Annotated in this window: 13 protein-coding genes and 1 pseudogene; 1 reads left to right on the forward strand and 13 read right to left on the reverse strand. The window is 40.3% G+C overall.

Translation table 11 applies throughout. The features are described from left to right. Positions 1–2: 2 nt before the first annotated feature. From essC to DF216_RS05520, 13 genes are all read right to left on the reverse strand, one after another. Positions 3–4,403, reverse strand: coding sequence for a type VII secretion protein EssC (gene essC / locus DF216_RS05460; protein WP_129326209.1), 4,401 nt, complete (start codon positions 4,401–4,403; stop codon positions 3–5). Between the two features lie 21 nt (positions 4,404–4,424). Further along, positions 4,425–5,696 carry a type VII secretion protein EssB gene (gene essB, locus DF216_RS05465; protein ID WP_125827485.1) on the reverse strand — a complete coding sequence of 424 codons (1,272 nt, stop codon included), beginning with the start codon at positions 5,694–5,696 and terminating at the stop codon, positions 4,425–4,427. Then, a complete protein-coding gene (locus DF216_RS05470; protein WP_125827484.1) occupies positions 5,697–5,936 on the reverse strand; it encodes an EsaB/YukD family protein in 240 nt (79 codons plus the stop codon). Between the two features lie 69 nt (positions 5,937–6,005). Further along, entirely contained in the window at positions 6,006–6,470 is a 465-nt protein-coding gene (gene essA / locus DF216_RS05475; protein ID WP_061454091.1) for a type VII secretion protein EssA, read from the reverse strand. 3 nt (positions 6,471–6,473) lie between these two features. Further along, positions 6,474–9,476 carry a type VII secretion protein EsaA gene (gene esaA / locus DF216_RS05480; protein ID WP_129326210.1) on the reverse strand — a complete coding sequence of 1,001 codons (3,003 nt, stop codon included), beginning with the start codon at positions 9,474–9,476 and terminating at the stop codon, positions 6,474–6,476. A 70-nt stretch (positions 9,477–9,546) separates the two neighbouring features. Next, positions 9,547–9,831, reverse strand: a complete 285-nt coding sequence (locus DF216_RS05485) for a WXG100 family type VII secretion target (RefSeq protein ID WP_061454090.1) — start codon at positions 9,829–9,831, stop codon at positions 9,547–9,549. A 223-nt stretch (positions 9,832–10,054) separates the two neighbouring features. Then, on the reverse strand, positions 10,055–10,363 hold the full coding sequence (locus tag DF216_RS05490; RefSeq protein WP_129326211.1) for a hypothetical protein: 309 nt from the start codon (positions 10,361–10,363) through the stop codon (positions 10,055–10,057). A 13-nt stretch (positions 10,364–10,376) separates the two neighbouring features. After that, complete coding sequence (locus tag DF216_RS05495; protein WP_125827480.1) at positions 10,377–10,691, reverse strand: hypothetical protein; 315 nt, start codon at positions 10,689–10,691, stop codon at positions 10,377–10,379. Then, positions 10,672–12,342 (reverse strand): cutinase family protein, encoded by a 1,671-nt coding sequence (locus DF216_RS05500; RefSeq protein ID WP_129326212.1) that lies wholly within the window; start codon positions 12,340–12,342, stop codon positions 10,672–10,674. Before DF216_RS05500 ends, DF216_RS05495 begins: the two co-directional genes overlap by 20 nt. Continuing rightward, positions 12,332–12,754, reverse strand: coding sequence for a hypothetical protein (locus tag DF216_RS05505; protein ID WP_129326213.1), 423 nt, complete (start codon positions 12,752–12,754; stop codon positions 12,332–12,334). The genes DF216_RS05500 and DF216_RS05505 overlap by 11 nt, the downstream gene beginning before the upstream one ends. Positions 12,755–12,894: 140 nt before the next feature. Continuing rightward, complete coding sequence (locus DF216_RS05510; protein WP_129326214.1) at positions 12,895–13,317, reverse strand: hypothetical protein; 423 nt, start codon at positions 13,315–13,317, stop codon at positions 12,895–12,897. Positions 13,318–13,457: 140 nt separating this feature from the next. Beyond that, positions 13,458–13,880: a hypothetical protein gene (locus tag DF216_RS05515; RefSeq protein ID WP_129326215.1), complete on the reverse strand. Its 423-nt coding sequence runs from the start codon at positions 13,878–13,880 to the stop codon at positions 13,458–13,460. Between the two features lie 69 nt (positions 13,881–13,949). Then, a complete protein-coding gene (locus DF216_RS05520) occupies positions 13,950–14,363 on the reverse strand; it encodes a hypothetical protein (protein WP_129326216.1) in 414 nt (137 codons plus the stop codon). 184 nt (positions 14,364–14,547) lie between these two features. Here DF216_RS05520 and DF216_RS05525 point away from each other — a divergent pair. Next, a pseudogene (locus DF216_RS05525) lies at positions 14,548–14,663 on the forward strand (transposase); the annotation flags it as partial.

A 14,663-nucleotide genomic window follows, 5' to 3' on the forward strand; every position in this document is an offset into this window, starting at 1 on the left:
TTCTATATCATTAATACTTTCATTCTACTTGCTACCCCATCGGAAACATAGTAGTGTTCTTGTTCTTCTAATTGTAGCTCACGAACAGGTCTATTTGTGACAGTCAGAACTGATTGTTCGCTTAAGCGAAGGCCGATAACAGCCTGCTTATAAGCACGAGCAGTTTTTGAGACCACATCAATGTGTTTAGTAATCAACGGAGAACTCATTACAAGAGAACCATATCCAGCTCGTATTCCTTTATCTAGGACATAAGCCAACGTATCAAGCGCTTCTGAGTTTAATTCTACCACTAATTCGGTTAAATTGTAAACAACCACCGTTGCGACATGGTCTCGCTGTTTGCCTTCTAACCGTTCCTGAATCTTGAATTCCATCATATCTAAGCCTTCTAGATATTCCTCTGGACTTGCAAGAATCGTCACTCCTTCCATTTCAGGTAAGTTATGATACTTCGGTGCCAAGACGATGACTTTCTGTTTCCCTTTGGCAATGTGTCTCACCAAGGCTGTCATCTGCTCTTCTTTATCTGTTAGGTAGAGAAGATTGCCTTTAGCCAGGTTCCAAGTAACGGGCTCAACTGTTTCCAAGTCAAGTCCTAATGGCACGAGGCCGTGTTCATAGGCAGTCTGCACGCTTGCTCGGCTATAGAAGTCTTTCTCTGTCAACTCCTCTGGCACCATCGGAATGGCACTTGGGCGTTGGCCTGTCCAAGCTTCTTGGAGGGAAGCGACTGCTTGGCGCAGGTTGTTAAGGACTTGGGTGTCATTGGCTCCATAAACTGGGAGTGCCAGCTGGATGACATCCACCTCTTCACGCTTCATAAGGGCACGTCCCTTGATATCTTCCATAGTCATAGCAAGTGGCGTAGAGCCCACGATGGCTCGCACTTCACCTGCCTCATTTTGTGGTAGGCTCAACTGGTGCTTGAAGTTCGAGTAGAGTTGAGCACGGAGGTTGGTCTGGCGACCGGCTGTCACCAAGAGGTGAACCCCGATACTGAGACCTTCACGAGAGATACGCACCAAGAGCTTGAAAAGTTCCGCCTCATAGGCTTCTTCCTTAAAGGCTTCATAGCTATCTAAGAGGATGACAATGGCCGGTTCTTCCTGACCACTAGCCTGACGGTAGAGTTCCAAGGTCCCAACTCCATAGTCCGCAAGGAGTTTCTTACGACGGTTGAGTTCTTTCTCCATGATTCGTACAAACTTAGAGATCTTCTCCGTTTGGTCCAGAAGCATGGTATCCGCCACCTGTGGAAGCTTAGACAATGGAGCCAAACCATTGGTACCAAAGTCCATCAAGTACATGGTAAGGGCCTTGGGACTGAATTTGCGAGCCAAGTCCATACCAGCAGTCTGAAGGAAGGTGGTCTTTCCTGTACCCGGACTTCCGTAAAGGAGGATATGACCATCCTTGGAGAGATTGATAGAGACAGCTTCCTGCTTCTGGGCCTGCGGGATATCCGCCATCCCCAAGAGGACAGAGAGTGGTTTCTCTTGTGTCCAGGCTACTGTCGGTTGCACTTCTTCCAGCTCGTCTAGCGTAATGCGCTCCTTAAGTGGTGGCAACCATGGCTGTGGTACTGGAGGAATTTCTTGTTCTTCACACAAGAGCTGGATATGGTGCACTATCGCATCCAACTCTGTCGGAACTTCCTTGATCTCATCCACATCTTCTAAGCCTGATAGATCTTCATTCAAGATCTCATATTGGCCCAATTCATTGATTAGGTAGATGGTATGATCTTCGATCCCCATATCGTCCTTGTCCGGCTGGTAATCTGCCCCTGACCAGGCTGACTGGAAGAGCTCATAGACTTCGTTATTCCCGACCTGTAGATAGGCACGTCCTGTCTGGGTAATCTCGGCCGCGTCCGGTGTATGAAGCATTTCATTGGAGTCCGAACGGTCCGCCACCTTAAGGGCGATCTTGAAGCGTGAGTTAGACCAGATCTGGTCATCCACCACACCAGATGGTTTCTGAGTAGCTAGGATCAAGTGGACCCCGAGGGAACGTCCGACCCGAGCGATGGATACCAGCTCCTTGATAAAGTCTGGCTGGTTAACCTTGAGCTCTGCGAACTCATCTGAGATGAGAAAGAGGTGAGGGAGCGGTTCTGTCGCTTCTCCGTTTTTAAATTTCTTCTGGTATTGATTGATATGGTTGACTTCAAACTCTCCAAAGAGTCGTTCACGACGATGGATCTCCGCATTGATCGAAGCCAGAGCCCGCATAGATTGGGCACCATCCAAGTTGGTAATGGTCCCCAAGAGGTGGGGCAGGTTTTTAAAGAGATTGGCCATTCCACCACCCTTGTAGTCAATCAGCAAGAAAGCCACATCATGAGGGTGGAAGTTGACGGCAAGAGACAAGATATAGGATTGGATGGTTTCAGACTTCCCTGATCCAGTCGTCCCTGCGATCAAACCATGAGGCCCATGAGCTTTTTCATGGAGGTTGAGCTGAACAATGTCATCCTTGCCGCGTAACCCAATCGGAACAGCCAAGCTCTTGTAGGGTGCATTCTTTTTCCAACGGCTCGATACCTGCAAGTCCTCAAAGGTCTCCGCCCCATACATTTCCATAAAGGTCACGGAATCTGGGATCGAACTCTTAAGGTTTTGGAGGTGACTTAGCGGTGCCAAGGTACGAGCAATCCGCTCCTTATCATAATCGGCTGGGAAATGATCCAAACGGAAGTCCGTTTCTTTCAAAACTCCCTCTTCCATGACCAGTTGGCCCGTATTACGGTCCTTGATGTTGATGACTGTCTGGATATTCTCAGACAAGGAACTCATCACATCCTCTACAAAAATAAGAGAACAGCCTAATTCCGTTGGATCTTCGGTAAAGAATTCCATGATAACATGGTCCAAAATCAACTTTTCATCTGTCACTAAAACCACGTAATGGGGATGGAAGAGAGTGCTCTCCTTGTGGGATGCTTCTTCCTTTTGGCTACGACGTAGTTTCAAGATTTGGTTCAAACTGTTTAAAACTTGGTCTCGTGTCCGTTGATTGTAGACAAACCCGCGGACATTCAGCTCTTGCAGTTTGGCATGAGGTAGCCAACGCATCCAAGACCATTGTTCTTTTTCCTCTTCCGGCAAGATCGTAATAAACTGCACATCATGATAAGAATGAAAGGTAGCTAACTGCATCACCAAAAGCTGCAGTTGTTCTAGGACGAGATTTCTAGGTCCAATATAACCCACCGGTCCATGGCTAAGGTTTGCCGGAATCGGCATATCTGGAATTTTTTTGTGACGACTATAGAGAGCGTATCCCTCTTCTTCCAGAGCATCCTTCTTACCGCTGCGCTCCTGTTGACCATATTTCAAGTCATAGCTAGTCGGCATTTTCCCGAGTCCCAAACGATAGTATAAAAAGTCAAAATGCAAGGGAGTTTTTTCATAAATCCGGTGATTGTAACTCTCAACCAAGTCCGTCAACTCTAAAATAGTCGGAAAATGATAGTGCATCCCTTCTTTTTGTTCCCGTTCCAGACGAGTCAATTCCTTGACCTTATCTTTCAGGTACAGACGATAGAGATCGATCCGTTCCTTCTTATCAGCCTTGTACTTTTTACGATTTTTGATAAAACCACGGATAGAAAAAATCATTGTGGTTATGGACATCCCTACTGTCGCAAGAATATAAATCCCTCGAGGTTGAATCAAGGTGATTAAGACGGTTACCCCGACCATCATAAGAGGAGGAATGATTAGCTTTAACAGTTCATCACTCGGCTTTACCGGCTCCTGTCCAGGGGGATTGATCAAGATTTTATCCTCGCTGCCACGATAGATGATTCGTGGAGAACGATGATAATCTGGATAATCTTCATAAAAGCCATATCGAGATGGTTCTCTCAGAGTCAGTTGTTTCCCGACTTGGGCAGGTCCCTGAACCCATACTTCATCTGGATAGAGCTTTATTGTCACCGCCCCTAGACTCAACTCATCTCCAAAACCAATCAATTGCTGGTCCATTTGTTCCAGATGATTATTTCGATAAAACCCGCCTTTTAGTCGAGTTAGCATCCATTGATTCTGAGATTTTTGGAGTAAGAGTTCAACATCTTCATCTAGTGTGATCAACGCACCTCTTTGAGAACCGATCTGAAACTCGGATAAATCCAAAAGATCATAAACCCTTGGCTCCCCTTCTCGGAGATAAAAGACAACCTCACCCAAACGTAGACCATCTTTCAATAATCCCACTTCGTCCTCATACTGATAAAAGACTTCGTCACCGTCAAGCTTGAGCTGAATCGGTCTCTCCTGATGAGGGAGGTAGACTTGAGCTTTTTCAGTATCCCCGACCAAGACCGTCTTATCTGCACTCAGTTCTACTTCATAACGCAGACCTTGGCTGTAGAAAATGATTTGTTTTTTCATAATTTCTCTCCTTGGTCTACTTTAATTGCTAGAGGAGCTGCTAGGGCTAGATTTCTTCTCAGATGAAGGTTTGCTTTCAGAAGCCTTGTCTTGTGAACTAGGACTAGTAGATGCATTAGAGCTAGAATCACCTGTTAATAGCTCACTTCGGCTATCCCAGTATTTCTTATATTCACTCTCCAAAGTATTCAGTTTACTTTCACGATCTTTCCCTGACAACTTGCCATCTTCCCGAACCTGCTTGATTTCCTGAGTCAAAGCATAGAGAATCAAGTCACTGTCATTAATCCGCTTGGCAATATCAAGCGCCTCTTCAAAGCGATTGCGCCCAACTTGAATCCAATAAGTCAAATAAAGCTCATCGGACTTGAGGGTCACATTATTCAGGATGACCTTCTTTTGTTCAGAAGAAAATTCCAATCCCTGAATATAAGAATAGGCCAACTCATACTTCTGCGTATTAGGCAAGCTAGCAGGAGCAATTCCCTCTAATTCTGTAATAACACCACTATAATCTACTTTAATAAAGGCTGTATCCGCCTGCAACATCTTTTCTTTGAAGGGATTTTGCACGAAAATCAGATAGATGAGTGGAACGATTAACAAAACAACACTCGCTGTCAACCAAATCGTCGCAAGCTTAAATACACGATGCCGTCTACTTGGAACCAAGACCAAATCCGCCTGTTCTTTCGCAGATTTCTCTACATAATACCGTTCCAAAATAGCAACTGCTGTTGCAATATCATCTGCCTGACACAGGTCATTTAAAAAGTCTGGCAAGGTCTCTAATTCCAAGGAACCATTGTAAAGATCCATAAAGTCCAAATCCCTAAATAGAGTTACAGTAAAACACTTAGCCTGACGTAAAAAATCTTCTGAGGATATTGATTGAGGAACCATCAGATCAGGAATTCCACGATAAGCAATCTTAGCCTGAGCATCCTTGGTAATAAAGAGATTTACTGGATGCAAAAGGAAGGTCACTGGCAACTCCAAGGCCCCCTCTAAACGAAAAACGTTTAGCGCCAAACGAATCCTCTCCGAAATGGTGCGACTCTTTATTTCTTCATAAGTCAGTCCATGAGCTTCAACTTGATAGGAGAAGGTTACACTATCCTCATCAGAAACCATCGATTGCTCCAAAAAGAATGGATGATGCAAATCCAACAGTAACAGTTCACGTAAATCTTGACTCGCTACATCTGAGCGCTTAAGGCTCAATTTCCAAGTTGTTTCATTTTTTTCATAGATAAATGGCTGTTCACCAAATACAAATTTTTCTTCAGTCACCTATATCTCCTCTATCTCTACTAAATCTCCTGTCGTCATGGGATAATCAGACAGTTGTTTCCCTTCATCAATCAACAAACCTTTATTGACAATTCTTAGTTGATATTTTTTTCGCTTCTTATCCGGATTAAAAATGGCATCCACTTCTCGGATTAATCGACGCACTTCAATCCGACGTGGAATACGAATATCCACATCTCTTTCTTTCAGGCGTAGGGTAATATTGATATGTTGCTCCACTTCTTACATGCCTCCTGTATCTGATTTATCTTTTTCCTCACAAGTCGTCTTGATAGATTTACTAAAAGTTTAATCCATCCCCTCTACCATCACGCGATAACTCATCACAGCGGTTGCTCCAAAAAGCAAGAAAATTAATGCTATATAGAATATCTCTGGAAGAAAGTCACTTAATCCACTTTTTTCTACCTGACCTATATTTGTTTGAAATTTAGCTATTTTTTTTGAATTTGGTTGAAACAACTGCTCTTCGGAAGTTTTTTTAACTGGCTCCTGTATAGCAGAAAACAGTTGGCCCCTTTCTGTGATCAACTGTTCCTCTTGATGTTGCTGCATGTCTTGCAACTTCTTTTGAGTCGCTTCGTTAAAAAGCTCCTTGATTTGTTCAGATTGTAATCCAAATTTTAATCCCTCTTTCTTCTCAAGTCGGGAGTCATCAATCTGGAGACTATTATCTTTCAAATCATCTGCAGCAGCCATTGAGACTGCTGCACATGCTACTAAGGTAAGAAGTAAAAGAATTATTTTTTTCATTTCCTATTCTTTCTCAGTTTGAAATACTTGAGGCCAAAAGCTTCTTTCTTTGATAAAAATATTCATAACAAGTAATCCAGCTACGACAATCGTCATTGCAATAAATGCTAAAATGTTTGCTGGTTGCCCATCAAAATATCCTGAGAGTAAAGCTTCTAATATTGATAAAGCATTGAGATTTTTGATAAAGGCTGGGAAGCCTGTTAGACTGGCCGTCGTCCCAATTGCATTCGACAGATAGACAAAGCTAATCATCATAAAGAAGGCAAGGCCCATTCCAATTACTCGGAAATGTTTGAGCAATAAATACTGTCCTTGAATCAGTACTAACGCAGCCAAAACAATCAGCAAGACCCATGACGGTTGGTATTCACGGCCAACATGAAGCTGTGCACTCGATACAATACCAACTACTAGACCAACTACTACAGCCAAAATAGAGAGTAGCCCAACTGTCATAATATCCGTATCATGTAGCTTATCTAGTTTGAACTTATCTTTAACTTTGCGAATAACATTTTGAGTTGCAAACAGGTAGGCTGTAAAGAGACTAATAATCTCCAATAGTAAAATCCATGTAAACGGACGGTAAACATTGACAGTCGCTTTTACTGAAGTAGAATTTTGAGCAACAGGGTTGGATAAGAAGTTGAGCAATACTTCGTTTGGTACCCCATTTTCATAGGCATTATTCAAAACCTTCACGAAGGATTCTACAAAGTTTCCATTATTAGTCAATTCTTCATTAAACTGTGTCATCAAAGATTCTGCGTCCTGTGATAACTTTTCTGTGCTACTTTGAGCATTTGACAATTCACGATTGAAATTACCTAAAGTCTCATTAACAGACTCTGCCGCCTTAACATTACTTTGAGAAGACTCCTTCACACCCGTAGTTTCTGATAAGAGAGCCGCATAATCAGTATTTAGAGCCGCCAATTGATCATCAGTATTTTTAAAGGCCTCATTTCCTCCGTCTTGTGCCTTTTCCAAATTCTCTAGTTTCTCTTTTAACTGGTTGTACTTATCCAATTGGTCCTTTATTTTGGTATCCAATTCTTGGTTGGTAGTCAAAACATCTCGCACATTTTTTTCTAGAACAGGCTTCAGAGTAGTCAATTCTGATAAGGCTTTATCTACTTTCCCTTTAGTACCATCTGTATCGGTACCACTAGCAGGTGTAGTTAAGCTGTCTTCATATTTCTTCAGATTTGAATCAATCGCTTCAAACCAAATATCTGATAATGCTTTAGACACATCACTATTTTTTAACCCTTTGACGGTATCGTATGCTTGTTTTAGTGATTCTACCTTTTGGTAGTCAGAAGCTATTTTCTGAACCTTTTGTCCATAAGACACTGCTGCTTGCTGAACACGTAACACATCTATCGGCGCACTGACTGCTTGAACATCATTCAAGGAAATATCAACAGTCTTTGGATCCGCTTTTGGTGTTGGGCTTGAAGTTCCAGTTGAACCTGAAGTTGGAGCTGCCTCTGCAACACTATAGGCTACTTTGAAAGTCCCACCAGTCTTCAAATCAATCTCGTCTCCTAAGGCAACCGGTGTGCCATCATAGGTGACCGAATGAACTGTCACTCCTGTTCCAGCCTTCCATGACACCTTAGCCTTTGTTCCTGTTCGTCCAACAGCACTCGTACTAGTAATTGCTAGATTTTCCAGATTCTTCAAATCCGTCAAAGAAATCTCATCGCTAGGCTCTTTAATCGTTTTTAAATCTGTATAGTTTACAGAAGGAATTGTGATTGGTGTCATACCAAAACCACTAAATTCTTTTCCACTAAAGTCTTCTTTGGGTAATTCTGAGATTGCAGAAGCCAGCTGCATTTTTAGAGATTCCACAACCTTCTCTAAGTCCTTATTTGCAGCTTTACCCAAAAATTGTTCAAGAGTGATTTTACTCTTTTCACTTGTTCCATAGTAAGTGGCTAATTTCTCATCAATAAAGTTATGAATATTCTTTTTATGATTTTCAAACTTCGTTCTTTCATCTGTTAGATTGGTCTTTAAACTATCAATCTCTTTGCTGATATTTTCTGCCACTGTTTTATAGGAAGGTCCAACTTCTGGTGACGTTCCATCTATATTCGCAGTCAGACTACCTTGAGCTTCAATTAATTTCTGATAAGTTTTAATTTGCTCCTGAACGTCTTCTCGACTCTGAGAGATGAGTCGAGTGATAACATCCGCATGATTTTCCTTCTCAACGGTCCTATTTTTAATCAGATTGCCAAACTTTTCACCATAGGCAATCTGTGAAACGTCGAAACGACCAAAAATCTGAGAATAGCTATCCAAACCTGTCTTTAAAGCACTGTTAGCGTCAACAAAGGAACTAGACATACTATAGAGAGTTGGGAAAAGATTCTTAGAGTTGATAGCTGTCCCATATAAGTTCGTACGATAGTTTCCGATATTGGTCGCTTGTATCTGTGAACTAGCTTGGATATTCTTTTGTGCAGTGTAAAGATTGTTCAAAATACTAGCCATATACATATCTACTAACTGACCATTCAAATCAGCAACAATGTCTTTTGCTAGTTTATTTGCATCGTTTTCTACTTGCAAATTTCCTTGCGCATTCACCTTATAATTAATCGTTGTCTTATCAACATTGATACTGTTAATATCTAGGATTTTTTCAGAAAAGTCACTAGGAATTGTTAAAACGAGTTGGTATTTCCCACTTTCTAATCCAGCATCTGCAGCTCCACGAGGGACAACAGACCAGTTTTGTGAATTATCACGCTCGATATTTTTTACATAACTAGCACCTAGGTTATACTCTTTTGTATCAACATAGACAGGCTTATCTTCATTTACAATAGCCACATTTAATTTGGTCTGTTGATTTGCTTTTGCACTATTCTCATTATGAATAGTCGTATTTTTTTGAACTGATAGATTCAAAAAAACCATCAATGCCAGCAATCCTAATGCCAACAGACTACTTCCTACATATTTATAAATTCTATTCTTTCCCATTTTAGCTTTCAATCATATTCACCATAAAAAATAGGAAGGCTCTCGCCCTCCTAAAGCCATTTATAACAAATTAAATTTGTGAAGCAAGATCTTGGTCGTTTTGCTCAACAATTTCAGCAACTTTATTCAACTGTGCATTGATTTCGTCAAGCAAAGTTGCAAATTCCTCAATTTTCGGAGACAATTCTGTAAACTGGCGGTCAAAGCTCTCAAAAGCTGCACCTTTCCAGTTGTCGCGAATAGTATCTTGTTCTTGACTCAATGTGCGAAGTACTTGTCTTACTTCTTCAGAACCTTGAGTATACTTTTGAGCAGAGGTACGTAGTTCTTCTGTTGTTAATTGAATTAAAGCCATGTGAAACTCCTTTATATTGTTTTACTCCTTCATTGTATCAATAATTTGCTTCAATTACAAGTTTAATATTCATTTTTCTAAAAATATTTTTAAAAAAAAGTTCTACTTACATCTAAAAACTGGTAAGAAGAATTAAATTACCTACTTTTATTGTATAATCACTTCTTTTTTATCTATAATAAAATCTATAACAAAGATACCCTTCTCTTATAGGGTATCTTTGTTATAGATCCTTTTCTTCTAACTTTCGATAAAAGTTTTTATTCTCTTGGTGTCGAGCTTCCAGTACATTCTCTATACGATTCTTATACAGTTGATGATAGTTGTCTAAATTGTTCTCTATCTCAAAGATATAAGGTTGAATTTCAGCAAAACCACTGTCTCTACATGCATAGGAGAGCGCCTCTAGGAGATGATCCGTCTCCCTACTAAACTTGTGGAAATCATCATCCAAATCCATCTCCAAACGCTCTAAGTATCGCAATTTACGATTGTGCTCATCCTCTAATTTCTGAAGTTCCTTTTTATCCATGACCCGTTTTCTCCTAGCTTTTGATCGGACTCTGTAAAGTAGGTGTTTGCAAGGTCTGTGTCAAGTAAGTTTCGGCAGCATCTGCAGCTTTCCCTTCAAATCCACCCTTAATATTGTTCACATAGGTCTTAGAAGCGTAGTCTTGCATATCTGTGGCTGCTTCTTGCAATTTTTTAGCTAACTCAGCTCCTTTAGCAAGGATTGACAACTCTTTTGCAGTTACCAAAGCCCTGACTGCTTGGCGTTCTTGTTCCTTCATTTTTTCCTTGAAGCCTCTGTCGAGCTGCTCTCTTGTAATTAAAGTATCCTCATCCGTTAGGACTAACATTTTTTCCCCTCCATGTTTGTTTTACATCTGCCAATAGATTATTAAAATCTTCAGCACTATCTGTATCTATGGTCTCAAAGGAGCCACTAGCTTTGACCAAGCTTTCCCCTAGTTGCTCGATTTGTGTCAGGAAGGATGTTGCTGCAGTCTTCGTGTCACTCGCAACGCCTTCATCCCAAAAGCTTGTTGTATTAAAACCAGAAAGCAGATTCGTAACTTCTGAGCTTGACAAATATCCAACCATGTCAAACGCTGTCTGTCTTGTTACTTTTATCATGTTTTGAATATCTTCCTTAGCATCTGAAAGTAAGGTTTTCACAGATTTAACTTTGTCTTCCATGTCAAAATTTGCCAACTGGGCTGCTGTCTGAAGCAACTGAGCTCGGACCAAAATCCTCTTTTCTCCTGTAAGATTACCATTTCTCAGTTGTTCCTGATAACGAGGAATAGCTTCTCTATCCCATTTTATCGATTCTTTACGAGCTTCTTCGACAATTTTACTATATTCTGTTGTAAAATTCTCAAAAACAACATAACCGATAGCCATCTTTGTTAGAGCCTCACCCCTCATAATGGCATTCAAAGTATTTGAGGCTACATTTTCATCGACTCCTAAAGCTCGGAGGGAATCCAAGGTTGTTGCTATCAGTCGAGCCAGCTTTTCACCAGCCCTGAGCAATTCTGGGTGAAAATCCTCAGACGCAGTCAATAAATTTCCCTTTCCATCCGATTGGAAAACACCAAAGTCATGGGAGCTTTCCGGATCAGTAATCTGGGTATAATGCAAGGGGACGAGGACATTGACTTTACCGACGGGTTTCTTGAGGGGTTCATCGGAGTCCCCAGGTAATTTGGTAATGGTATGCTCACGATTGAGCATACCCACGACATCAAAAGGATTAACATAGTACTCGATTTTTTCGCTAATCTTTTTGATTTTCTCATCACTGAGGCCCATTTTCTTTAAACTCTTTGTCGTGTCCGGGCCGTCAAAGAGGACTACTTTGCCGATTTTCTCCAGTTCCTCATCGCTGAGGCCCGCTACTCCTTGCGCAGAGACAATGGTCCCTAGGGAGTGACCCGTGATATCCATCGTAGCATTTGGAGCCTTTTCGCGCATCTCTGCGATCTTCGTTTTCATTCCTACTGTCGCTAACTTGGCTTGCGGCGTATGGATATGATTGAGCGCAAACTTCGCATCGTTGTCGATCCAGTCGTTCCAATTTTCTTTACTGATAGCATCACTTCCACGGATGGTCATATAGGTTTTCGTAGTATCTTTAGTCAAGGTTGGCGTATCCGTTAAGTAGTAGGCACTGAAACCAGCTTCATCATCAGTTAAGAGTCCTTTTTGATAACGTTTGTGATGAATATCCTGCCTCATCCCATTCGTATCAGGAACTGGTACCGATGTGACTTTATAAGTATCTCGCAAATCAGGATCTGGCTGCAAGTAAACCTTACCATTATGAGGAAGATTTTTGCCTCCGGGAGTGATTTCACCATCGTCATCTATATCTTGTGAATAATCTATTAAAGTCCAGTTTACAGCATTATTATAGCGTGGTAAAGTATTTGGCCTTCCTCTATAAGCTGACTGAGATAAATTTGCATAAAAGTTGTTATAATCTTTTAAATTACTATCCGTCATACTTGTCCCAACCTCCATTTTTTAACACTCTAGGGGGATTATACATGCCAATCCGTTCTATTGAAGGTACATCATTTTTAGTTTTTAATCGAAAATCTATTGTAAAGTCAGAATCCTTTATATAATTAAAAGAACCCTTCACTGATAGATTATAACCTCCACCTTGTGGAGTTCCATTACCTATCTGTTCAACAGTTAAACTATTCCAATCCATCTGAACAGATTCAATCTTTGAATTTTTAGACTTTACGAATTTTACAATCTCTTCTTCATGCTCCTTCAAATAAGCCAACTGCTTAGCTCGTGGGCTCAGGGTTATTCCTCCAAATAGATTTGTCTCTTGTGCCATCCATGCGCCTCCTCCAAATACTACAAGGGCTAAAATCAGCCAAAGTAAAGTACGTTTTTTCATCTCTTTCCTCCTATATAGTGGAATCTAAGTATATTATATCATGAATGTAAAAAAAAATACTTTTAGCAAGTATTCGAAGTCAATAAGGAATGAATAATGTTCAATCCGTATAAAAATTATCAAATTTTTTTAAATTACTGTTAGTCATAAATCTCCCATACATTGCCTTTCAAAACTCTTATCGGTTGCATTTCAGAAATTTTCTTAATATTTGGAATACCATTGCTATTATATTCTATAGGGAAACCAATTGTAAATTCAGTATCCTCATTGTTATTTATTTTTCCATCCAATGTTATAATATATCCCCCACCTTGAGGGGTACCATTTCCTATATTTTCTACTTTCATACTTTCCCAATCAAATTGAACACTTTCGACTTTAGGATTTCTAGCTTTTATAAAGTTCGCCATCTCTTCTTCATGCTCCTTCAAATAAGCCAACTGCTTAGCTCGTGGGCTCAGAGTTATTCCTCCAAATAGATTTGTCTCTTGTGCCATCCATGCGCCTCCTCCAAAAATTACAAGGGCTAAAACCAGCCAAAGTAAAGTACGTTTTTTCATGATTATCCTCCTTGAACGTGGATTCTAAACCTATTATATCACGAATGTAAAAAAAAATACTTATAGCAAGTATTCGAAGTCAATAGGAAATGAATAATGTTCAATCCGCATAAAAATTATCAAATTTTTTTAAATTACTATTACTCATATATAAACCATCCACCATCTCGTAAAATTCTTATGGGTTGCATTTCAGAAATCCTTTCAAGGTTAGGCAAGGCATACCTGTTATTATCCAAAGGAAATCCCAGAGTAAAACTGCTTTCCTTTATATTATTTATACGCCCTTTAAATGTTAGCATATAACCACCTCCTTGAGGAGTTCCATTTCCTATCTGACCAACTTCCATACTTTCCCAATCAAATTGAACACTTTCGACTTTAGGATTTCTAGCCTTTATAAAGTTCGCCATCTCTTCTTCATGCTCCTTCAGATAAGCCAACTGCTTAGCTCGCGGACTAAGAAATACTCCTCCAAATAGATTTGTTTCCTGTGCCATCCATGCGCCTCCTCCAAATACTACAAGGGCTAAAATTAGCCAAAGTAAAGTACGTTTTTTCATGATTATCCTCCTAATTAAGCCGACTGTGCTAAATTTGCATAAAAATCCTCAAAGGTTCTTAAATTACTATTAGTCAAAACCTCTTCCTCCTACACGCAATGGAGCCCCACTTCCGATTCCTTCAATAAAATCTTCTTCATTGGCCTTTCCATCTTTTATATAAACTAAAACACTCCAACTGGAATCTTTAATTTGGTTAAAGCCACCGAAAACTCGAATAACTTTCCCTCCACCCTGTGGTGTACCATTTCCTATCTCTTCCCAGCGTGTTTCTTCCCAAGCAATCTGAACCGATTCGACTTTAGGATTTAAAGATTTTACAAACTCCTTAATCTCTTCTTCGTGCTCCTTCAAATAAGCCAACTGCTTAGCCCGTGGGCTAAGAAATACTCCTCCGAATAGATTTGTTTCCTGTGCCATCCATGCGCCTCCTCCAAATACTACAAAGGCTAAAATGAGCCAAAGCAAGGTACATTTTTTCATGACTGTCCTCCTAATAAGAAACTTTCTATTTTTACTATTAAACACACTACTGTTAACCCGTTGTCATCATTTTACCTTATTTATTCGTTTTTTTCATCTAAACACGGTTATCAAAAAAGCTAGAACAAATGAACTGCACCCCAAAAGTTAGACAGAAAAAATCTAACTTTTGGGGTGTTTTATTATGAAATTGAGTTATGAGGATAAAGTTCAGATCTATGAACTTAGAAAACAAGGATATAGCTTAGAGCAACTTTCAAATAAGTTTGGGATAAACAATTCTAATCTTAGGTACATGAT

Source organism: Streptococcus oralis (assembly GCF_004127215.1).
GTDB lineage: Bacteria > Bacillota > Bacilli > Lactobacillales > Streptococcaceae > Streptococcus > Streptococcus oralis_BD.